The sequence below is a fragment of the Streptacidiphilus jiangxiensis genome (assembly GCF_900109465.1).
Lineage (GTDB): Bacteria > Actinomycetota > Actinomycetes > Streptomycetales > Streptomycetaceae > Streptacidiphilus > Streptacidiphilus jiangxiensis.
This window is the reverse complement of the sequence record NZ_FOAZ01000048.1, coordinates 1-21,950: the sequence shown is the minus strand read 5'-3', so window position 1 is coordinate 21,950 and position 21,950 is coordinate 1. Positions and strand designations below refer to the sequence as shown.

General features: G+C 72.0%; 19 protein-coding genes. 3 read left to right on the top strand and 16 right to left on the bottom strand.

What is annotated here, in order from left to right:
* From BMY61_RS41980 to BMY61_RS41970, 3 genes are all read right to left on the bottom strand, one after another.
* Positions 1-579: GNAT family N-acetyltransferase (locus BMY61_RS41980; RefSeq protein WP_143094804.1), on the bottom strand; the 579-nt coding region annotated here is incomplete at its 3' end.
* 53 nt (positions 580-632) lie between these two features.
* A complete protein-coding gene (locus BMY61_RS41975) occupies positions 633-1,172 on the bottom strand; it encodes a 3'-5' exonuclease (RefSeq protein WP_052438797.1) in 540 nt (179 codons plus the stop codon).
* A gap of 51 nt (positions 1,173-1,223) precedes the next feature.
* Positions 1,224-2,015 carry a YgjP-like metallopeptidase domain-containing protein gene (locus tag BMY61_RS41970; protein ID WP_042449413.1) on the bottom strand — a complete coding sequence of 264 codons (792 nt, stop codon included), beginning with the start codon at positions 2,013-2,015 and terminating at the stop codon, positions 1,224-1,226.
* A gap of 247 nt (positions 2,016-2,262) precedes the next feature.
* Here BMY61_RS41970 and BMY61_RS41965 point away from each other — a divergent pair, with 247 nt between their 5' ends.
* The 3 genes from BMY61_RS41965 to BMY61_RS41955 are packed head-to-tail and all read left to right on the top strand — an operon-like array spanning position 2,263 to position 3,972.
* A complete protein-coding gene (locus BMY61_RS41965) occupies positions 2,263-2,694 on the top strand; it encodes a gamma-glutamylcyclotransferase family protein (RefSeq protein ID WP_042449412.1) in 432 nt (143 codons plus the stop codon).
* Entirely contained in the window at positions 2,684-2,992 is a 309-nt protein-coding gene (locus BMY61_RS41960) for a hypothetical protein (RefSeq protein WP_042449410.1), read from the top strand. Before BMY61_RS41965 ends, BMY61_RS41960 begins: the two co-directional genes overlap by 11 nt.
* Before the next feature lie 17 nt (positions 2,993-3,009).
* A complete protein-coding gene (locus BMY61_RS41955) occupies positions 3,010-3,972 on the top strand; it encodes a class II glutamine amidotransferase (RefSeq protein WP_042449408.1) in 963 nt (320 codons plus the stop codon).
* Between the two features lie 86 nt (positions 3,973-4,058).
* Here the strand turns inward: BMY61_RS41955 and BMY61_RS41950 are convergent, their stop codons facing one another.
* The 13 genes from BMY61_RS41950 to BMY61_RS41890 form a co-directional block, all read right to left on the bottom strand.
* On the bottom strand, positions 4,059-5,672 hold the full coding sequence (locus BMY61_RS41950; protein ID WP_042449406.1) for an amidoligase family protein: 1,614 nt from the start codon (positions 5,670-5,672) through the stop codon (positions 4,059-4,061).
* Between the two features lies 1 nt (position 5,673).
* On the bottom strand, positions 5,674-6,222 hold the full coding sequence (locus tag BMY61_RS41945; protein ID WP_052438796.1) for a hypothetical protein: 549 nt from the start codon (positions 6,220-6,222) through the stop codon (positions 5,674-5,676).
* Positions 6,223-6,232: 10 nt separating this feature from the next.
* Positions 6,233-7,714 (bottom strand): amidoligase family protein, encoded by a 1,482-nt coding sequence (locus BMY61_RS41940; protein ID WP_042449405.1) that lies wholly within the window; start codon positions 7,712-7,714, stop codon positions 6,233-6,235.
* Entirely contained in the window at positions 7,701-8,861 is a 1,161-nt protein-coding gene (locus BMY61_RS41935; RefSeq protein WP_143094803.1) for a DUF4417 domain-containing protein, read from the bottom strand. The genes BMY61_RS41940 and BMY61_RS41935 overlap by 14 nt, the downstream gene beginning before the upstream one ends.
* 14 nt (positions 8,862-8,875) lie before the next feature.
* The gene (locus BMY61_RS41930) at positions 8,876-10,195 is read right to left on the bottom strand and encodes a ParB N-terminal domain-containing protein (RefSeq protein ID WP_082015100.1); all 1,320 of its coding nucleotides are present in this window, start codon (positions 10,193-10,195) and stop codon (positions 8,876-8,878) included.
* A gap of 13 nt (positions 10,196-10,208) precedes the next feature.
* Positions 10,209-11,150 (bottom strand): replication-relaxation family protein, encoded by a 942-nt coding sequence (locus BMY61_RS41925; protein ID WP_236656062.1) that lies wholly within the window; start codon positions 11,148-11,150, stop codon positions 10,209-10,211.
* Entirely contained in the window at positions 11,147-13,618 is a 2,472-nt protein-coding gene (locus BMY61_RS41920) for a type IV secretory system conjugative DNA transfer family protein (RefSeq protein WP_052438795.1), read from the bottom strand. Before BMY61_RS41920 ends, BMY61_RS41925 begins: the two co-directional genes overlap by 4 nt.
* Positions 13,618-14,133: a hypothetical protein gene (locus BMY61_RS41915; RefSeq protein ID WP_052438794.1), complete on the bottom strand. Its 516-nt coding sequence runs from the start codon at positions 14,131-14,133 to the stop codon at positions 13,618-13,620. The genes BMY61_RS41920 and BMY61_RS41915 overlap by 1 nt, the downstream gene beginning before the upstream one ends.
* A 133-nt stretch (positions 14,134-14,266) precedes the next feature.
* Complete coding sequence (locus BMY61_RS41910) at positions 14,267-14,920, bottom strand: hypothetical protein (RefSeq protein WP_052438793.1); 654 nt, start codon at positions 14,918-14,920, stop codon at positions 14,267-14,269.
* A gap of 32 nt (positions 14,921-14,952) precedes the next feature.
* Entirely contained in the window at positions 14,953-16,131 is a 1,179-nt protein-coding gene (locus tag BMY61_RS41905; protein WP_052438792.1) for a C40 family peptidase, read from the bottom strand.
* Entirely contained in the window at positions 16,128-18,656 is a 2,529-nt protein-coding gene (locus BMY61_RS41900) for a hypothetical protein (protein WP_082015099.1), read from the bottom strand. The genes BMY61_RS41905 and BMY61_RS41900 overlap by 4 nt, the downstream gene beginning before the upstream one ends.
* Positions 18,653-21,223: an ATP-binding protein gene (locus BMY61_RS41895; protein ID WP_042449401.1), complete on the bottom strand. Its 2,571-nt coding sequence runs from the start codon at positions 21,221-21,223 to the stop codon at positions 18,653-18,655. The genes BMY61_RS41900 and BMY61_RS41895 overlap by 4 nt, the downstream gene beginning before the upstream one ends.
* Before the next feature lie 45 nt (positions 21,224-21,268).
* A partial coding sequence (locus BMY61_RS41890; RefSeq protein ID WP_177240411.1) for a hypothetical protein occupies positions 21,269-21,950 on the bottom strand: 682 nt, incomplete at its 5' end.

Below are 21,950 nucleotides of genomic sequence, written 5' to 3'. Positions count from 1 at the left end.
GACGTCGACGAGGCGGACCTGGGGGTCCAGCGGCTTCAGGCCGGTCAGGAGGTGGTCCTCCTTGCCCAGGAGCAGCAGCGAGTGCGGGAGGTTGGCCATCAGGGCGGGACCGCTGGAGAAGCCCAGCTCCTGGTAGAAGCCGTCCAGCGCGGGCTCGTGGTAGAGCATCACCAGGCCGAAGCCCGCGCGGCGGTAGCGGCGCTCAGCCGCCCGGATCAGCGCGCTGCCGATCCCCTGGCGACGGAACGCCGGATCGGCGGCGACGGCCACGATCAGCCCGACGCGCCCGGTGAGTGCTTCGGCGTCGGCCGCGGCGAATTCGTGCATCCAGGCCGGCGGCTGCGCCAGCAGGGCGCCGGCGACTGTCCCGTCGGGGAGCTCCGCGGTCAGGCACACGCAGGGGCTGTGCGTCAGGTACCCCTGGGCGGGGAGGCCGAGGAGGTAGGCCGTCGTGGCCGGTGTGAGCTCGTCGGGGGCGGCCAGGTGGATCAGCCGGGCGAAGTCGGAGGCGTCGTTCCTCTCGGCGGGCCGGATGCGAAAGCCCGGCCGGGATGCACCGGCCGGGCGCTTCTTGGACATGACTGCGTGTCTTTCGGCAGATGGGATCGGGTGGCGCGGAACGGCCTGAGGACTCAGGGGTGCACGTGGCCGTCGGCGATGAAGCGGGCGAGCAGCTCCGTTGCGGCGGCCGCGTCGGAGAGCGCCTCGTGGGGGCGCTCCAGGGTGATGCCGAAGCGCTCGCAGCACGCGCCGAGGCGGTGGCTGCCGTCGAATGCCTTGCGGGCGGTGGTCAGCGTGCACACCGTGCGGCCCGCGGCGCGGGCGAGGCCGATCCGCGCGCACTCGGCGTCGATGATGGCCAGGTCGAAGGCGGTGTTGTGGGCGACGGCCACCCGGCCGTCGAGGAGTCCCAGGAGGGTGGGGGCGATCTCGGCGAAGGCCGGAGCGTCGGTCAGGTCCTCGGGACCGATTCCGTGGATGTGGCGCGCGCCGACGTCGACTCCGGGGCCCGGGTTGACCAGGGTCTGCCAGGTCTCGATAGCGGCCCCGGTGCGGTCGGCCAGGACGACGCCGACGCTCAGCACCCGGTCGGTGCGCGCGTCGGTGCCGGTGGATTCGACGTCGACGACCGCGAAGTGCGCCAGCTTGGGGGTGGTGAGAGTGCGCGGCATTGCCGTCCTCCCGGCTCGGGAACATGACCAGTAGTCATTAAGCTACATGTTCTATGGCCTTTTTGCAATGCCTTCCGTGAGGTCGCCGACCCACGCCGTGCGCGCTGCGACCAGGAGGTCCCGGTGACGCGCCCGGGCATCGGGCAGCGCGCCTTGCAGGCACCGCCAGAATCCGGGGCCGTGCGAAGCGCCCGGTGGCCGTGCGGCGTGGGCGAGCTCGTGGGCGAGCGCGTACTCGACTAGCACGGCGTCCAGTTGGAAGACGCGCCAGTGGAGCGTCGCCCGGAACGGCCCGTCCTCGAAGAGCCCCTCCCGGCGCTTGCCGAGGTCGCGCACTGCCAGCGTCGGCAGCGGCCGACCGGGGGCGAGCCGGCTCCACAGTGCCGGCGCCGTGGAGTGCATCCAGCCGAGCCCGAAGTCGCAGTACCAGTCGATGACCGCCCGCGCGCCGCGGCGCTCCAGCTCGGCCGCGTCCAGCAGCATGGCGCCCGCCGGGGCGGGGTCGGCGGGCGAAGCGGTCGGGCGCAGGGCGACCGGCCGGCCGAGGAGCTGGAACACCTCACCGTCCCTCAACTGCTTGGCGGGGCGCTGCGGGGCGGCCTCCCGGATGCGACGGGCGTTCTCCTCCAGGGCGGTCCGGTTGGCGCGGACGAACCTGACGATCTTCTCGGGCGTGCTCGTCGCCACGATCCGCACGACGTGGTGTCCGTCCGCGCGGGTCTCAACGACGGCCCGCTTGCGGCGCGAGAGCACCACGGAGTAGCTGCCCTCCTTCAGGGTGCCGTCGGCCGCGAGGGCCTCGGCGACGCGATCGGCGAGGCCGGCGGTGAGATCGGTGGGCATCGGGCTCCTTCAAAGGGGGTGCGGCGAGGGGCCGCGGGCGGGGGTCAGCGTAGGTGCCCGCTTCGAAACCGCCCCGGTCGTGGCAGCTGGCGCGTCATCAGCCGAGGTGCCGCCGAGGGGTGTTGCGGATCTTCCGACCCTGTGTCATACTAACGGTACCTTATAAGGGGTCGTTACAACATCCCAGTGTAAGGGGTTTGTATCTGCGCCGCTCAGACGCGGCGCGTAGAAGTAGAAGGGGTGGCTCATGCAGACCACCGATCGCCAGCTCCCGGTCTTCGTCTACGGGACGCTGCGCTCCGGACAGGGCAACTACCGTCACATCCTCGCCGGTCACACCACATCCGAGCGCCCGGCCGTCCTCCACGGCTACAAGCTCCTCGACTCCGGCGTGCCGTTCGCGGTGACCGGCGAGGGGCACCGGGTCGTCGGCGAGGTCATGGACGTCGAGTCCTCGACGTGGGCCGAGGTCCTGTATCGCCTCGATGGCCTTGAGGGCTACCACGGCCGGGAGGACAACAGCCTGTACGTCCGCGCGGTCCGCCGGGTCGAGCTGGCCGACGGCAGCGAGATCGACGCGTACGTCTACCTCGCCTCGCAGAGCACCCTCAGCGGCCGCTGGCTGACGAGGGCTCCGGAGGTCCCCGGCGGAGACTGGCTGGCCGCGCATGCCGCGTAACCCGGTCATCAACCGCAACAACGCCGACCCGCTCACGCCGCGCAAGATCGCGGTGACCGACGACGGGATGGCCAAGCTGAAGGACACCGCAGCGCGGCTCCACGTCAGCATGGGCTCCGTTGTCGATGCCATGGTCCGCGAGGCGGCCGAGATGCCGCCCGAACACCTGGCGAACGTGCTCCTCAAGCACGAACTGCTCACCCCCGCCGAGTTCCGCGCCGTCATGCGCGTCCTCGGCACCAAAGAGAAGGACACCCCCACGCCTGACGGCGACGAAGGGGGTGCAGAAGGACAGTAATGTGCGGCCTGTTTGGAATGATCCGCAGCGACTCGTGCGCTCCGGAGAAGGCCACCGCGATGTGCGTGGCCCTCGGATACCTCGCTGAGGAGCGCGGCCTGGACTCCGCCGGTCTGGCCATGGCCACGACCCGCCCCACCACCGAACTGACCCGCTCCCCGGTCGTCAGCCGCCGCGACACCACGGCCGGGGGCTGGCGCATCATCAAGGGCCCCGGCCGGTTCCGTACCGTGTGGAACAAGGAGTACGGCGCTGCGCTGAACGAGGCCCCGGCCGCGATCGGCCACACCCGATGGGCCACCCAGGGCGGCACCGGCATGCTGGCCAACGCCAGCCCGCTCCAGGTGGGGCAGCTGATCGGCACTCACAACGGCGACGTGGACGCCTGGCGGCTCCAGAGGGCGTTCGACCTCCCGAAGACCGTCGGCGACACGGACACCGAGGCCGTGTTCCAGGCCCTGGACAGCGAAGGGGGCGTCATCGCGCCGACGCTGGCCGTCCTGGAGGCCGTCGTCGGCCGGGCGGCGCTGGTCTGGACGGACCGCCGCTGGCCGGGCCTGATGATGCTGGCGCGCACCGCCGTCAGCCCGCTGGCCGTCACGGTGGACACCGACGGGAACATGTACTGGGCCTCCAACCCGGGCTGGTTCCCCCGGGCCGCCCGCGCGGCGGGCGTCACGCTCAAGCGCGACGGCATCTGGCTGATGCCGGAGGGCACGCTGCTGCTGGTGGACTTCTCCTCCGGGCAGCCGACCCGGGCCGGGATGTACGACTTCACCGCCACCGCGCGCGCGAAGGACGACCGGCTCGCCTCCCTCGTCGCCTACCGGGGGTTCAGCAAGAAGGACGAGATGGCCGACCGCGCCGGAGTGGCCCACGTGACGCTGCCCGCCCCGCGCCCCGCCGTCACCGACGACTGGCGCACCCCGGGGCCCGCAGACAGCGACGACTGGCGCACCCCGCTGTGGATGACCGCCTAGCAGAACGGACCGGCGGCCAGACCGGCCGCCGGATCCACGATCGAAGCCCGGGGGCCGGGAGTGACCACACTCCCGGCCCCCGGGCTTCACGCGCCTCGGTGCCACCGGGTGCCGGCGAACAAAGCGGTCACCTGCGCCCTGTTCTCGTTCCGGGCGAAGAGGTGGTCGACCATGTTCCGGAAGGACCGGGTGTTCTGCTCCCACCGCTCACCGGTGAGCCGGCGGCGCAGCATGCCCTCCCGCGCCAAGGCCGTCTGGTGGCTGCCCACCGGCTCGGGCGCAGGAGCCGCAGTTCGGCCGGCGTCGCGCAGCGCGGCATTGGCCATCCCGAGCGACACGTTCACCTGCGCCTGGATGACGCCGGGGTCCAGCGAGCCGTCCCACATCCGGAACTCCGCGTGGTCGCTGCGGTTGCCGGTCACCGACTGGAGGTTCAGGCCGATCCCGTGGCTGTTGTTGCCCGCGCGCGCGGCGCCGACCGACGTGTACGGGCTGCTCGGCCGCGTGTTCGGCTGGCACCAGCGCAGGCCGCGGTGCTGGCGGCTGCCCGGGTTGTGGGCGAGGCGGTACATGACGTCCTCGTACCCGGCGACCGTGTTGATCAGCTGGTTGTGGTTCTCGACGGTGTGGTCGAAGTCCGGCACGGCCACGTGGACGTGACCGCCGGTCCGCTGGCTGGCAGTGCCGCCGTGCCGACGCACGATCTCGCACACCTGGGCCAGGCTGTCCCAGGTCTGCGGCTCGTCGTACAGGATCGGCGAGACGATCTCACCGGCCACGGTGCTGTCGAACTCCATCCGCCAGGCGTTCGGGGCATCGGTGTAGCCCTCACGGGCGGAGGCGTGCCACCCGTGGACGTGCGGGTCGGGCGACAGGCCGGCCTCGTGCATCTCCCGGGCGATCGCCTCCTTCGCGACCGCCTGCTGCGACGGGCTCATGCTCCGGGGGAAGTCGAACTCGATCTCCACGCCGAAGGCCCGGCCGCCGTCACGGGTGCCAAGGCCACCGGTGGCGTTCTCCCGCATGTAGGGCACCAGCGGCTCGCCGTTCCTGCGCCGCTCCATCGCCTGGTTGTAGGCGGCGTCGAAGGCGTCCATGTTCTCCGCGTAGGAAGTCACGGCCGGCTCGGCGGCGCGGTCGGCCCGCACCTGCTCCTGCGCGGCGATCGAGGCGGCGTGCTCGGCCGCGACCTCGCTGAGGACCTCCTGGGCGGCCAGCCGGTCCGCCGCGGTGGACGCGCTCGCGTTCAGCCGCTCCTGGACCAGCCGGCCGACGGCCTCCTGATGCTCGCACGGTCCGTCCGCGCCGGCGTCCCCCCGCCCGCACTGGAGACCCCGGGCGTCGACCTCCAGCCGGCCGTCCGGGCCCTGCGTCACCCGGGCGTCGCCGTCCAGGTACACCCGATCGCCGCCCTCACCGACCGACGCGCCGAGCTCGACCAGGGCGTCCTGGTCCTCGGAGACGTTGCCCCGGATGACGTCCAGGCGCTGCGGCAGGAACACGAAGTTCCCGGCCTCGTTGATGTTGTACCCGTGGATTCCGGCGTGACCGTCCGGGACGTCGTTGGCCAGCCGCACAGCCGTGCGCTCGGGCGGCTCCTCGATCAACACCCCCCCGGGCGCCGTGGTCAGGGCCTGCGACGCGGGACGCGAGGGTGCCACCGCGTGGTGCTGGTGGTCGATGCGGCTACCTGATCCCATGTCAGTTGCCCCCTTCCGGGACGAGCGGGGGCAGCACGCCCTCGGTGGTGTTCAGCGCGACGACGCCGGCGTTGTGCAGGGAGAGCAGGAGGCTCCAGGCGTCGCCCGGGTCGATCCAGATCAGCGCCTCCGTCGGGCCGGTCGGCCGCGGCAGCCGGCCCTCGGGCCGGTAGAAGGTGGAGACGAGCACCAGCGGCACAGGCGCGTCCCACACCTGGACGGTGGGCGGGTTCTCGCGGCTGGACAGCAGCACCGCTCGCTGCTCGTCGGTGCACTGCGCGAGCTCGGGCGCGGTGTCGAGCAGGGCCTGCAGCTGCACCTGGAGGCGCAGGGCGAGGCGGATCCGGGCCGCGGCGCGCTCACGCGGGCTGGTCAGCCCGGTGTACTCCGGGATGATCGCGTCGAGGAGCTCGTCCGGGGTGTCGGCGTAGGCGCGCCAGCTCCCGCCGTCGTGGATCATCTCGAACAGGTAGAAGCTCTGGTCGTCCTTCTGCGGCGGGGCCGGCGGCTCAGCGGCGGAGGAGGCGTTGCGGATGCGGATGACGGTCATTTTCGATCTCCTATCGCTGTTGCCAGCGCGTCGCGGCGAACAGGCTGGTCGCCTGTTCCTTGTCCAGGGCCCGGTGGAAGACCTCGTCGACCAGGCGCCGGAAGTTCAACGTGCTGCTCCTCCACGCATCGCCGCTCAGGCGCCGGCCGTTCAGGCCCGCCTCGCGCAGCTGCGCCCGGTGGCTGCCCAGGGGCATCAGCGAGCTGTGCGCCGGACCAGCAGGATTTTGCCGCACTGCCGCGGCGACCATCCCCAGCGACAGGTTCGTCTGGGCCTGGATGACGCCCGGGTTGAGCGACCCGTCCCACAGCCGGAACTCGCCGTGGTCGGAGCGCGACCCGCGAGCAGCGCTCAGGTTGACGGCCATGCCGTGGTAGTTGGCGCCCGCGGCGTCGCGAACCTGCGAGTAGCCGGCCGCGGGAACGCGGTTGGGACGGCACCAGTTCGTCCCCCGGTGGCGGTTGTTCGGCGAGCCCGGGTTCTGCGCGAGCCGGTACAGAACGTCCTCGTAGGTCTGGTACGTCTGCAGCAGCCGGTTGTGGTTGCCGACCTCGTGGTCGAAGTCGTGCATCCCGACGTGGACGTGGCCACCGGTGCCGACGGTGGCCCGGCCGCCGTGCTCCCGGATGATCTGGCAGGCGGTGGCGAGGTTGCGCCAGCTGTCCGGCTCGTCGTACAGGATCGGGGAGACCAACTCACCGGCGACGGTGCAGTCCTGCTCCAGACGCCAGGCGTTCGCGGCGTCGGTGTAGCCGGCCTGTGCCTGGGAGTGGTAGCCGTGCTGGTAGGCGTCCTGGGACAGGCCGGCCTCGTGCAGGTCGCGAGCGATCCGCCCGATGGCCTCCCGCCGGTCGTTGTAGTCGGCGTCCGGGACGTCGAACTCGATCTCCAGGCCGAACCCGCGTCCCCCCTCCCGAGATCCCAGGCCCCCGGTGGCGTTCTCGGTCAGGAACGGAACCGCCTCCTCGCCGCGGGCCGCCCGGTCGCGAGCGGCCTGGTACGCCTGACGGAAGGCGTCGAAGTTCTCCTCGTAGGAGACGTCCTGGTCGGCCGGCCACCGGTCGCGGGCCTGCACCTGGAGCGCCGCGGCGGCCTGGTGCTCGGCCAGCGTCTCGTCCAGGACCTGCTGCGCGGCGGCACGCTGGACGGCCCGGTCCTCCGGCGCTCCCCACTCCTGTGGCAGTGCCGCCCCCGCGGCCGGCTGCGCCGTCCCGCCCGAGGCAACTCCCGTGGCCGTGCCCGGGGCTTCGTCCCCCGGCTCGGTGCCGTAGGCGGTCCGCATCTCGTCGCGGAGGTCGGCGAACCGCTGCTGCTCCTCGGGGGTGGCCTGTCCGCTCTGCACCGCTCCGCCGAGCCTGATCACCCGCCCGAGCAGGTCCTGGTGAGCCTCATCCAGGGTGATGCCCTCCGTGCCTTCGGGGACGGTGAGGGTGCGCCCGGCGGTGGGGGCGACCAGGTGGTGCTGGTGGTTGATACGGCTACCGGACCCCATGTCCGCCTCCGTTGCTCTCGTGCTGGCCGGCGCCTGCGAGGCCGGCGTAGAACCGGACGTTGGCGGTGAAGAGGTCCTCCGTGCGGGCCTGGGTGTCCACGCGCCCGCCGGCGGTCATCACCGCGCCGTGTCGCGCGTACTGCAAGGGGTTCTGGCTGATCAGGCGCAGCCGGCCGCCCGGGAACAGTGCCTGAAGGGAGGCGATCCGGTCGGCGCGGCTGGCGCCGGTGAGCACGATCGGCAGGTCCTCCGGCAGCGTGGCGGCCAGGTAGGTCAGCCCCGGCAGCGCCATCTCCTCCCAGTCGACCTGGGTGCGGAAGGTCTGCAGGTTGACGGCCAGGGCCGGCGGCCGGGTCTCGTCCAGCCAGTCGAGGTACCGGTCCAGGTCCTCCAGGCGCAGCCAGTACACGTTCGGGACCGCCGCGACCCCGCCGGCGGCCAGCTCGGCGGCGAGCATGACGTTGCGCCGCATGTTGATCAGGTTCTCGGCACGGGGCTGGTTGAAGTACATGCTGGTGTTCGGAGTCAGGACCAGGTCCCACTCCTGCTCCGCCAGCTTCTCGGCGAGGCGGTCCTCCATCCGGCGGGTCCAGTACGCCTCGACCAGCGGGTCCTCCGCGTAGCCGACCAGGACGGCCTTCTGCTCGCGGCGCAGGCCCAGCGCCTGGTGGGCGGTGGTGCCCTGGAACCGCGGGTACACCTTGTGGGTCGCGGGGCTGATGACGCGGCGCAGGCCCACGGCGTACGCCGGCCACTGCAGCTGGGCGTCCAGGCCGGCGATGTCGTGGCCGTCGACCTGGGGGATGAACGGCGGCAGCTCGGGCAGGGTCCCGGGGATCTTCAGCCCGGTGAAGTGCATGGTGCCGCCGATGTCCTCCATCCACGCGGCGATGTCGGGACGGGAGCCGCAGCGGATCGGGCACCGGCTGCACGCGCTCGAGGCCATGGGGTCCGCGGCCTGCGGGCGCAGGTCCTCGGCGCGGCTGCAGCCGCAGTATTCGCAGCTGGAGGAGCTGCCGGAGCAGACCGGCTCGACCGCGTTCGGGTTGTCGATGAAGAACGGGCACACCGCGCAGTTGCACCCGGCGGCCGGCACGGGCACGGGCACGGGCCGGCCGAGCGTCGGCATGGGGAGGGAGATGGTCACGGTTCGGGCCTTTCTCAGATGGTGCGGTGCTGGAGCTGGTCGAAGACGTCGGTGATGAGCAGGCGCAGGGAGCCGGCGTCGAAGCGGTGCAGGACGCGGCCGGCGGTGAGCTGGCGGTTCAGCTCCCGCATCGCGTCCAGGGCGCCCTTGACGATCTCGGCGTCGGCGGGCTCGGCGTCCGCTGCGCCCGGCATCGGCTCCTCCGGGCCGGGGACCGAGTCGGCGCCGTCGTTGACCGAAGGCGAAGCTGGGGATGGGACGGGACCGGTGGACGCCGTCGGCCTCTCGGCCGGCTCGGGAGTGCGCGCCGCCGCCGGATTGCCGCCGGCCTGCGCTTCTTCCTCGGCGTTCGAGTCGTCGGAAGTCGCCGGGCGGGTGAGCTTGGCGGCCCGGACCGCGTTGGCGTTGTCCTGGACCGCGCTGGCCGCCTCGGCCGCGGCCTGAGGCGACATGGCGGGGTCGCCCGCCTGGGCGCGCGCGGCCGCGGTCAACAGGTCGGTGCGCCCCAGCCGCTTCACCGCCTGCCACAGCTCGTTGGCGACCTCGCGGCGGCCGCGCGTCAGCCGGGCCAGGTTGGTGCGCGCGGCGAGGGCTACCTCGCGCTCGTCCATCTCCGTCGACAGCTCGCGCGGCAGGGTCCGGAAGGCTGCGACGAGCTCCCGCGCCCGCCGCGGGCTGATCTGCAGCCCGAGCCGGCGCAGCACGAGCGTCCACGGGGCGGCCAGGTCGACGTCGGTGCCGCGGAGCTTGTCCAGTGCCTCGAACCGGGCCACCGGGTCGTCCAGCAGCGGGACGTTCTCCGGCACGACGATCTCGGCCTGCTCGAGGTTGTTCTGCAAGATCGCGCAGCGCTCCAGGAGAAGCGCCGCGGCGAGCTCTCCCGGCTGGAGGTCCTCGCGGGCCAGGTTCTCCACGAGCTGCCAGGTCCGGCGCTCCTCGACCGAGAGGGGGCCGGGGCAGATCACGGCCGGCAGCGCCTCGAAGTACGGGTTGTCGGGCTCGTTGACCGCGCCCCAGCGGCAGGCGCGGTAGCGGCGCTCGCCGAGGACCAGGCGCAGCCGGGTGCCGCCGTCGGCGTCTTCGAGTTCCTCGACCAGGACGGGGTGGAGGACACCGACGGAGGAGATGGAGGAGACCAGGTCGGCGAGTCCTTCCGGGCTCACGCTGGGCCCGGGGCCGCGGCCCTGGATGTCGGTGGAGACGGCGCCGCGCAGGGGGAGCATCTCGAAGCGGCGCCGGCGCAGGCGCTCGGAGCGCTGGAGGGTGTCGGTCAGTGCGGCGAAGCGCTCGGCGTGCGGCGCGACGTCTTCGGTGGTGGTGGCGATGGTGGTCACGGTGGTGCCTTCCTCAGCTGCCGGCCGGCGGGCGCAGGAACATGTCGGTGGGCTGCTGGTGGCGCAGAAGCGGCTTGAAGATGGGCGCGAACGGCCCGCTCTCGCGGAGCCGGTCCAGCGTCGTCACACCGATGGACAGCTCACCCGCGAGGGACGACAGGCGCGGGTTCGCGCTGGTCATGGCCCCGAGGTCGTTGGTGCGCGAGCCCATGACCCGCTGGCTGTGGTGGTCCAGGACGATCAGCAACTTCGGGAAGCGGCTGTAGGTCTGCTGCCAGGCGGGCCGAGTGCTGCTCGGACGCCGGGAGCGCTCGTGCTCCTGCGGGATGTAGTCGAAGTACCGGCCGTAGGCCGCGACCTTGTCCGCGAGGCGGGAGACAGTCATCGTGCACCGGTCGAGCTCGACGAAGGCCCGCAGGACGGTGCGCCGGCCGTCGGCGCTGACGTGGGTGTAGTCCAGGACGGCGTCGCTGATGACGTGGTCGTCCTCGAACCGGCGCTGGCCGTCGCGCATCCGGTGCGCGACCTCCGGCATCCAGTCCAGCGGCCCGCACTCGTGGCCCAGGCGCCGGGCGTGCTGGAACATCGCGATGCCGACCTCGTTGACGGCGACGGTGTGGGCCTGCCGCGGGCCGATGGCGATCGCGGTCGTGGTGCGGTGCTGGCGGGTGACGCTCTCCTCCGAGCCGTCCATGTGGGTGTAGCCCTCCTCGGTGAGGAACCACAGGAACTGGGCGTGCCGGGGGTTGCGGTGCAGGGACCGGACGCGCTCGACGAGACCTCCGTCCTCCAGGCGCTTGAGCTCGTGCAGGAGGTAGACCGGCCGGCGCGCCTCCGGCAGCAGCAGCCGGTGGAGCTGACCGGTGGTCATCAGCCGGTGCTGGTAGAGCACCTGCATGGCGGACTGGGACAGCGCGGGCATGGTGGCCGGGCGCTTGAGGGTTGCGGCGTTCACTCGATCTCCGTGTTCCACACCTGGTCGGCGTCGTCGGGCCGGCTGTACTGCTCCTGCTCGGGGTCGACCACCGCAGCGGACAGCGCGGTGCCGGGGTTGCCGCGGCCACGCTCCGAGCGGGGCCGCTTGGGCGCGGGAGCAGAGCCGGATTCGCCCTCGTCGGCGGCGGCCATCCGGGCAGAGACCCGGACGGGCGTGAGGTAGGAGGTGACGCCTTCGAAGATCCGCTCGTCGAGGGTCTCCAGCTCGGCGAGGATCTGCCCGACCGGACGCCGGCGCAGGTTGCGGTTGAGGGCTTCCTGCAGCTGGCCGGCGCCGTCGGGGTTGTCGTACTGGGCGTACACCTCCTCGACGCTGGCGCCCCGGACCCGGAACGGGTCGGACATGCCGTCGCCGCGGTTGACGGACATCACGTAGTTGTAGGGCTTGAGCTTGACCACGGTGTTCGGGTCGACCTTGCCGCCCCATCGCTTGGTGACCAGGGCGGCCTCCTCCACGTCGGCGGCCGTCGTGGAGAGGACCGACAGGTTCTGCAGCAGGCCGGCCCGGGTGGTGTTGGTCAGGCGCTGCATCATCTGCGTCATCGCCAGGAGCTTGACCTGGTACTTCCTCAGCTGCTCCGTGATGGCGGCGAGGTGGCCCTTCGACGCGCCGTCGACGGCCGTCAGCTCGTCGATGAAGGTCCAGAACGCGCGCCGCTGCGAGGGGTGGATGTTGCGCCTCGACAGGCCGGCCCGGAAGAGGTCGTAGATGATCAAGCAGCTGATGATCCGGTCGGTGTCGCCCGACCCTTCGGGGCAGATGAACACGATCCGGCCCTCGTCCATCGCGCGCCGGATGTCGTAGGTCGACTCCGGGCTGCCGAGGAACGCCTTCAGGGCGTCGGAGCTGTCCAGACGCTCGATGATGTTCGTGACGACCGGTGCCGCCTCTCCCGGGTACTTGGGGAAGCTGTTGCGCCAGAAGCTCTGCAGGCGCGGCGGCAGGTAGGAGACGACGAGCTTGCGCCAGTCCTCGTCCATGAGCAGCGTCTGGATCTGGAAAACCGTCGGCGCGAGCTCGGGGTGGCCGGCCTCGGCGAACTTGTACGACAGGTAGGCCAGGGACTGCACCGACCGCGTCAGGATCGTCTTCGCGCGGCCGCTGGTGTCGCCCCAGTTCAGGGCGGAGGCGAAGCTGTCGACGATCGCGCCGACGACCTTCGGGATGTCCTTGGGCCGCCGGCCCTTCATCGACAGCGGGTTCCAGGAGGCGACCATCGCGTCGGGGTCGGTGATGGACAGGTCGATCTCCCACAGCCGGTCGTACATCCCCTCGTGGGAGAGGAACCGCGCCGCCTTGCGCCAGCCGTCGCCGTGCGGGTCGAGGAACATCACCCCGTGGCCGCTGTGCGCGAGCGCGATCGCCTGGATCAGGCTCATCTCGGTCTTGCCGTAGCCGGACTTGCCGAGGAACAGCCCGAACAGCACGTAGACCAGCGGGACGCCGACGAGGAACTCGCGGCCGTCGGCGCCGGTGATGAAGCCGAGCGGCAGCAGGTGGCGCTGCCCGGTGTACTCGACCAGGTCCAGCGGCGGCATGGGCACGCTCGCGTCGGGCAGCTGTGCGTGGGCGTTGTTCGTGGTCGGGGGCTTGAGCAGCCCTGCGATCTCGGCGCCGTTGACCCAGCGGCGCCGGCGCGGGGAGAACTCCCCGGTCTCGAAACGCCGGTCGAACTGGCGCCGGTACAGCACCGAGTCCGCCCCGACCCGGTGCACCAGGAGGTTGATCCCCACCTCCTTCCACTGGTTGTCGCCGCTCCACACCTCCAGCGCGGTGATCATCTCGTCCAGCAGCATCAGCTCCCGGCCCTCGACCCGGGAGGAGGCCCGCAGGAGCAGCTGGAAGGCGAAGAACGGCGGCTTCTGCCCGTCCGGAAGGTACTTGCCCAGCACCGCAGTCATGTCCGCGCGCACCGACAGGCCCTCGTTGTAGATCATCGAGCCGCCCCGGCCGCCGGCGGAGGACCCGGACTGCTTCGCCTCCTGGGCCACCTGCGCCAGCACGCCGCCGAGGCTGAAGGACCCGCGGCCGCCGGCGGGCATGCCGGGCAGGATCGGCTCCGCGCCGCGGCCGCGCTTGCCGGAGCGCAGCAGCTGCTTGCGGCGCCGGTTCAGCTGCTGCACGGTGACGGGGATGAGGTCGAGGACGACGTCGGCGCGCTCGCCGTCCGTCTGGTTGACCGAGCTCAGCGCGGCGCTGATGCCCTGCAGCGGGTCGGGGCGCAGCGGCACCTTGCGCAGGGCGAGGTGGTCGGGCATGGCCAGGGTGAGCTCGGCGCGGGCGACGAACTCGTCGGCGTGCTGCTCCTCCTTCTCCTCACCCTCGTCGTCCGGGACGGCGTCGAGTATCGCGTCGAGGTCGCTGGGCACTTCGTCTGCCGGTCGGCGCTTGGCCAGGGAGATCACGTTGGACAGGCTGGTGCTCATCAGGCCGCCACCCCAGTGCTCTCCAGGTCGGCCGGGCCCTCGAAGGTGATGGTGACGCCGCTGGCGGCGGTCACCTCCTGCTCGGGGTCACGGACCTGGCATCCGACGTAGGCGTGACGGCTGATCAGGGCCAGGGTCCGGGTGCGGGCCTCCACCCGGAAGGACGGCGGGCCGCCGCTGGAGGTCAGGCGGATCCGCACGGCGGTGGCCCTGCGCGGAGTCAGGTGCCACCGGGAGGCGCTGGCCTGCGCGCGGGCCAGCTGGTGGGCGAATCGGAGGATGTCCTCCTCGCCGGGTTCGAAGCCCGGGCCGGGCAGGAACTCCACGCCGGCCCGGTCGGCCAGCGCCCGGCGCGCCAGCAGCACCTGCCCGGCGGCGAGGGCGGCCAGCAGCGGCACCGTCACCAGGACGATGCCGGGGAGGTTGGCCGCGGCCGCCGCGCTGGCGGAGTGCGCGAGCTGCGGGGCGTGCGCGGCGGCACCGAGAACAGAGTTGATGATGTCGACGACGGTCATGCGAGCTTCCCTCTTCGGGCGCCGGCGCAGTTTGCGCGGGCGGGTCGGAATGGTCGCCCTCCATAGATGGCGGCCGGGACCCTGGTGTGACCGCGAGGGCGAAGATTTTTTTCGAGAAGGCGGACGGGCGCGACTACGGGGCCGTGACGGGCTGCCAGCCGGTGCCGCCCGCGGCCTGGGCGAGCACGATCGTGATGCTCTGGCGCTCCTGGGCCTGGCCGCGCGGGTCGGTGCCGGCGTACACCAGGTGCGCGTCGACCTCGTTGCCGCTGCCGGGGTGGCGGCGGGCGATGCCGGCCTGGACGCGGACGTGCGTCCAGGAGGTGGTGGCGGCCTGGCCTGCGAAGTAGGAGGGGAACGCCGCGCGGCCGGCGCCGGTGAGGTCGGCGAGGAGGACCTGGTCGGCCAGGGCGACGAGTTGCTTCTCCTGGTCGGCCGGGAGGTCGGCCGGCTGGGTCTGCTCGAGGACCTGCTGGAGGTAGCTGTCGGGCATGTCGCCGGCGAGCAGGTCGGCCGGCGCGGTCCGCGGGGCGCTCGGTGCCGCGGTCGGGCTCGGCGTCGACGTGGTGGGTGCGGAGGACGCCGGACGTGCGGCCGGCGTGCCCGGCGCTGCGGCTGGGGCGGGCACGACCACGGGCGCGGCGGAGCGGGCCGGCTGTGCTGCGGCCGGACTCTCGGCCTTGGAGTGCCCGCTGGGCAGGAGCAGGATGCTGCCGCCGAGGGCGAGCAGCGAGGCGGCGGCGATGAACGGAAGCCGGGCACTGCGGGGGGCAGAGGGGTTGGACACGGTTCTCCTCGGTCAGCAGGGAAGGGAGGGGGTCAGTACCGGCCGCCGCCGGTGTAGCTGCTCATCCACACCGACTCGGAGCGAACATTCGTTCCGGTGTGGGCGGCGTTGATCATCTGGCCGCCGCCGATGTAGATGCCGACGTGGTAGATGCCCTTGCCGGTGCCCGGGTTGAGGCTGAAGAAGACGAGGTCCCCGGGCTGCAGGGCGGCCAGGCCGGCCGACAGCGGGATCTTGGTGGGTGCCCCGTCGTACTGGTCCTGGGCGGTGCGCGCGATGTTCACGCCGGCCTGGGCGTAGGCGTACTGCGCCAGGCCGGAGCAGTCGAAGCCGACGGTGTGCGAGGCGGAGCAGGAGCCGTTCAGGTAGCCGTTGGTCCCGTCGCAGTAGCCCAGGCTGGGGCCGTTGGTCCCGCCGCCGCCCCAGGAGTAGGGGATGTTGGCCGCCATCTCGCGCTGGGCGGCGGCGACCACGGCCTGCCCGCGGGCGCTGCCGCCGGGCACCGGCGAGCCGTTCCCTGCGTTCTGGCCCATCTGGTCGTAGGTGGTCTTCCACTTCAGGACCTCGTCGACGTAGGCCTGGCTGTGGTTGTAACGCAGGATCGCGGCGTTGACCTGGTCGGGCTTGCTCAGGTCGGTGGTCCCGGTCCCGCACAGGTACGTCGCGGTGGTCAGCGCGGCGTCGAAGACGTTCTGAGGGTTGCGCGCTCCGTCGCTGTTGCCGTCCTGACCGTCGCTGATCCAGGTGGCGGGCATGAACTGCATGGGCCCCATGGCGCGGGCGTAGGTGCTGCCGCCGTCGAGCTGCTTCTCCGCGTCGGTGGTGTTGTAGACCGCGGTGGTGTTCCCGCCGACCCCGGACCCGTCGAGGACGGGGCCGTAGATCGGCGGGTTGATGTCCCCGTTCGCCGCGATCGAGCTCCCGGCGGCCTGGGTCGACTCGACCTCGCCGATCGCCGCGAGCAGGGACCACGTCATCCCGGTGCAGTTCGGGCGCAGCTTCGGCAGGTTGGCGACCGCGTTGTTGTAGGCGCTCAGCAGCACCGGCGGGATCCCGGCCACGCTGGAGACGACGCCGGGCTGCGCCGCCTCCCCGGCCTGGGCCGACATGTTGGCACCCATGACTGCCGCGATCAGGATGAGCAGCAGCATGAACCCGCCGAAGGGCCCGATCAGGAAGCCGATGAGCATTGCCTTCTGCTTGCCCGTCACGGCCGGCCTCCGCTCGGCGGACCTGCGGGGCGGGTGGCGCGGCGCCGCGGGCGTCCCGCAGCTGCAGCCGGTGAAGGCGTCGGGCTCGGCGCGGTCGTGGACCCGGTGGCCGGTGCCGTCGGCGTGCTACCCGCCGGCACGGTGGTGGTCGGCGCGGTGGTGGCGGCCGGCGGCCGGGCGGGGCCCGGGGTCGGCCTGCGGGGAGAGGCGGTCGGGGTGCCGGGGCCGGAGGTGCCGGAGGAGGAGTCCCAGACCGAGTCCGCGACGAACTTCGCGCCGCGGCGCACCGCCCGCCCGGCCGCCATGGAGTTCTCCCCGTACTCCTTGAGGAAGGGCTTGGTGGTGTCCGTCCAACCGCGCTTCCACTGCCGCTTCGCCGCGGCCCCCACTGCCTGCTCGGCGCGCACGGCGGCGGCGTTGGCGTTGGCGGCTCCCCGCTTGGTCGCCGCGACGGTGCGGGGGACGGCGACGGGCCAGCCGGCGGGGGAGGCGAGGAAGCTGTACTTGGCGGCGAACTTGGTCGTGCCGACTGCGGCCTTGCCGGCGGCGAGGGTGGCACGGCCGCCTCGGGTGTTGGACATCCGCGCGGCGAGCCGCGCCGTGAGGGCCTTCTTGGATGCCTGCTGGGCGGCGACCTTGGCAGCGGCAGCGGTGCCACCGGTGCCGACCGCGGTCGCCACGGTGGTGGCGGCGCGCACGGCCTTCCCCAGCCGGCCGCCCTTGGCGGCTCCCCGGCGGCCGGCCTGCGGGCCGACCCACAGGTCCTTGGCCGAGCGGCCGACCTTGGCCAGAGGCTGGGTGACCTTCCGGGCCTCCGACTTCCCCTCGCCCCAGATCTGCTTGAGGGACGGCGCGGTCTCTGCGTAGCGGCCGGGTGCGGCGAACGCGCTGCGGCGGGCGCCGCCGACCTTGGCGTTGGCGAGCTTGCGGTTGATGCCGACGGCGACTTGCCTGGCGGTTTCCTTGATCTTCTTGTGGCCGGCCAGTCCGGCCACCGCGACGAGGTCGATCGACAGGAACTTGACGGCCAGGATGTTGCCGGTGTCGGACTTGAGCAGGGCGAGGATCATCAGGATGAAGATCGCCAGGAAGAGGACGCTCAGGACCACGGCGAGGATCGCCTTGATGATGGCGGAGACCCAGCGCCACAGGGTGGCGCGGCCGCCGCCGGGCAGGATGCCGACGGTGAGCGCCCACGGGGCGCGGATGGCTTCGAAGGCGACCCAGCCCTGGGCGACCAGGAAGCCGCCGCTGACCAGGGTGATGAGGATGACGCAGATGATCGCGGCGATCGCGACGAACAGGGCGCTGAAGGCGGTGTCTGCGGAGGCCTTCTGGGCGTTGGGGTTGAAGTCCTTGGTCTGGCAGGTGTCCTTGAACTTGTTCGCTGCGTCGTTGATCTGGTTCTGGTAGCGGGTCTCCTGGGACTGGCCGGAGGGCAGGTTGTTGGCGTTGTACTGGACGATGCTGTAGACCGCGTAGGCCTTGGCGCAGTTGCCGGTGAAGATCTTCCCGTAGGTCATCAGCTCGGTGGGCTCGACGACGAAGGCGTCGATCAGGCCGGTGGTGATCGGCGAGGCCACCGAGTCGGGGCTGCTCGACGACGAGTTCGGGTTCTGGGAGAGCACCAGGTTCGACACCTGCAGTGACAGGTCCTTGGACTTGCCCACCACGCCGTCGTCGCTGAGCAGCATGTCCGATCCCTGCGCGGCCGGCGCTCCGTTGGTTCCGAGCAGGACCTGGGCGGGGGAGAGCAGCACGGTCGCGGCGATCGCGGCGACGACCAGCGAGATTCCGGCCTCGGCGAAGCCGCGGGCCCGCTGCCGGAAGAGGATGTGCCAGCCGCCGTACAGCGCGGCGAAGGTGAGGAACAGGCCCACGAGGCCGAGCCGGTTGATGACCTGGTCGCGGATCGTCGCCGAGATGTCGGCGACGGGAGTGACCATGATCTTCGCCAGGCCGAAGTTCAGGGCCCAGCTCACCAGCCAGCACACGAAGCCGATCAGCCACTTCGCGATGGTGAAGAACAGGGAGGTGAGGAAGCCCCAGATCTTCAGGTCGAAGTCGTCCCAGCTGCCGGTGTCGACGTTGACGTTGTAGACCTGCAGCGGCGCGCCGTACTCGTCGTGGCCGTTGAAGGGCGCGAGGATCCCGCTGCCGTTGGACGGCGGCTGCGCCAGGTTCTTCTCCGGGCCCGGGTCGTTGGCCACACCGGTCAGGCCGGGCGACGGGGTGGGGTTGATGGACGGCACCGCGGCCGGGTCGGTGGAGGTGGGCGCCGGAGTCGGAGAGGGCTTCGGCGTGGGCTTGCTGGTCGGGGTCGAGCCGGGCGCGGACGGCCCCGGACCGGGCTGCGGGCTCGGCACCGGGGTGTCGGCCCAGGCGATCGAGGTGAACAGCGCGACCAGCAGGCCGATGAGGACCGCGACCATCACCAGGCGCCGGCCGCGGCCGCCGCGGGGAGCGGCGGCGCGCGGCGCTATGGCGCGGGCGGCGGTGGCGCGGGCGGCGGTGGGGCGGCTCATGAGCGGCCCTTGACGAGGATGAGCTCACCGGGGGTGGTGTGGATCGCGTCCGCGGCCTGCTCGTCGGCCGGGATCAGCACCTTCATGCCGCCGATGCGGCGCTTGAGGTCGCGGTAGAGGCATTCGCCGGCGCGGATCGCCCGCTCGTGGTCGGAGACGTTCACCGGGGAGAGGTTCTCGGTGACGATCTTCAGCATCGTGGAGTCGGTGCCGTCCAGGCCGAGGAACTCCAGGGCACGGGCAGCGAGCTGGCGGGACCGCTGGCGGAAGACGAAGACGTGGGTGATCAGGCCGCGGATCTTCTCGCCCTGCTCGTTGTCGGGGCCGATGTCGTAGGGGTCGTGCGAGGCCGCGAAGAGGCCGGCGTTGTGCTTGCGGCCGTCGCGCACGATCTCGAGCATCAGGTCCAGGCCCTCGGGGCTGGAGGAGAGCCACCAGCACTCGTCGAAGAAGACGCCGGTGAACTCGTCCTCCGACATGAAGGCGATCTCGCGGCACAGCGCCGCGACCAGGTACATCAACCTCCAGCCGAATTTCTTCTCGACCTCCAGCCGGGACAGGCGGTGCTCGTCGAGCTCCTCCTTGGTGGGCAGCTTGAGGCTGGAGACGGCGAAGACGATCGAGTCGGCGTCGGAGACCCGCACCACCGGCAGGTTCAAGTCGAAGATGACCCGGCCGAGGTCCTTCTTGGCCAGGGAGCGGAGCTTGCGGACCAGCTCGCTGGCCGCGGCGCGGACAGCGGCGTCGTTGGGCTCGTCCGGGTCGACGGTGCGGGCGCGCTCGACAAGGGTGTCGATCAGGCCGGACATGCTGCGGTTGGCGCTGGTGTTGGTCGCCTCGATGGCCTCGGCGAGGGTGACGCCTTCCACCGACATGGAGGCGATGTCCAACAGCGGCGTCAGGAACGACTCGGCGTAGCGGGCTGCGCGCGGGCCGGTGAAGACCCGCAGGGGGTCCAGGGACAGGCCGGCGTTCTCGTCGACGTCGATGACCTGGGTGGTGCCGGGGCATGCCTCGACGAAGCGGACCCACTCGCGCTGCGGGGTGCGGTCGATGACCAGGCCGCGGCCGCGGCTGGCGGCCCGCGCGAGGCGGTGACCGGTCGACAGGATCGAGTACAGCGCGGACTTGAGGCCCACCGACTTGCCCGAGCCGAGCTCGCCGATGAAGGCGCCGTTCGCGGCGACGTTGACCCGGGGGCCGTGGCTGAAGTCGATCAGCACGGGCCGCACGCCGCCGCCGGAGAGCTGCAGGCCGAAGAGGGAGCCGGCGTCGTCGCCCAGGCCCTGCCCGGAGAAGGGCATGGCCATCGAGAAGTCCCGGGCCAGCATGACCTGGGCGTAGTCGTTCATGACGCGCGGGCTGCGGGCGCCCGGCAGCATCGCGTGGAAGAGGTTGACCTGGTCGCCGGCCGGCCGCTCGACGGTGTAGTCGCTGCCGCCGAAGTGGTTGCGCAGGGCGGCCATCTGCTCGTCGAGGTCGGCGGGCGAGTCACCCCACACGCACATGGCCAGCGAGGGCCGGATCTCGACCTCGGTGGAGGAGGAGGTCAGGCGGGACCGGTACTCGTCCAGCGACGCGGTGTCCTTGTCCAGGTGCGCAGGCACACCGGCGACGTCGCCGTCGTACTCGGTGTACTGGTGGGCCAGCTCGTTGGCGCGCCGCCTCGACTTCGGCTCCGCCTTGGAGCCGGACTCGATGGTCATCCGGATGCACCAGTCGATGGGGAAGGAGAACTCGTCCAGCGCTGCGATGTACTCGCTGCCGGGGAAGACGAAGCTGTCGGGCATCTCGGAGAGCACGCAGAACGCCTGGTAGCTGCTGCCGTACTCGGTCTCGGCGCGCAGGTACTTGTGCTTGAGGGGGTTGGTGGGCGCCTTCGAGGACAGCTGTCCGCGGCCGCCCTCGTCCAGGAGGACCTGGGTATGAGCGGCCACCGTCCGGCCGCGGCCGCGGATGCCGCGCGGCGCGCCGTCCTCCGGCAGCAGCGGCTCCTGTAGTCCGCGCCGCGCGCTGTGGGCGTAGATCCACAGGATCTCGGCCTCGCTGGCCGGGCGGAGCCGGACGCCGGAGGGCCAGGTCGCCGCCAGGCGCCGGGCCTGGGTCATGCGCCGGGCGACCTCGTCCGCAGGGACGGCTGGCGGCAGCAGCCCGAGCGAGCTCATCACCTCGGAGGCGGCCGAGGCGGTGACGGCGCGGAAGCTCTCCTTGAAGTCGGCGTGGGACAGCGGCAGGGCCAGGAAGTCGACGCGGCTGGTCAGCTTCAGCTCCTCCAGCTGGCGCAAGACCTTCCAGCTGAGCTCGACCAGCTCGGGGGACTTGTCCAGGTCCACCCCGGAGGTCATCCGGTCCACCACCGAGGCGGCGTCGACCTGCGGGCACAGGCTGAGCATCAGCACCTCGCCGCGCAGTGCCTTGAACAGCGCCTCCAGCTGGTCCAGGCGCTCGCGCTTGGTCTGGCGGGAGGCGTGGGCGTAGTTGTCGGACTCCACGCGCCACACGCCCCACACCGACGCGCTCGTGGTCCAGATGAGGTTGCCGCTGATGTGGCGAACGGGCAGACGCATGTCGTCCTCCGAGGAACTGGTGGAGAGGGCAGGAAGAAAAGGCGGTCAGTCCTCGCCGAGCTCGGCGAGGAGGGCCTGGAGAGCGGTTCGGGCGGCCGGTGTCCGGGCGCTGGACCTGGGGCCGGTGGTGCTCGGCCGGACGGGTCCGGCCGGCCGGGAGGCCACAGCGACACGGGGACGGTGCTCGGCCGGTGCCGTCCCCCGCGCGCGGGCGGGCTGCGCCGGGCGCGGCGCCCGAGCAGGAGCGGGAGCGGAAGCGGACGACGGTGCGGTGCGCGCGGCCGGCTGCCGGGCCGGCATCGGCTGGGGAGCCGCTGCCGGGGCCTGCGGGGTGACCGTGATCCGGGAGTCGAGCAGGGCCGGGCGCCGCGGCCGGACCGGCCGGCCCGCCAGCCGGCCGGACCTCGGGGTCGAGGCGTAGGTGAAGACCCCGAGCAGCGCCCGGGCCGGATCCCGGCCGTCCATCCGCGCGTACCGCAGGCCGAACGCCACGCCCCACGGCACGACGATCAGGACCAGCGCGTCGCCGGGCCCGAAGTACGCCCACAGCGACTTGGTGGTGATCAGCACCAGGAAGACCAGGACCATCGTGACGATCTGGGTGATCGTGTACGGGCCGCCCGGCAGCCGGCCGGCGCCGGGCAGCTTGCCGATCACCAGCGGGCTGCGCCGCGCCCGGGTGTAGGAGCGGCCGATCAGGACCTCGTCGCCGGCGGTGCTCACTCCG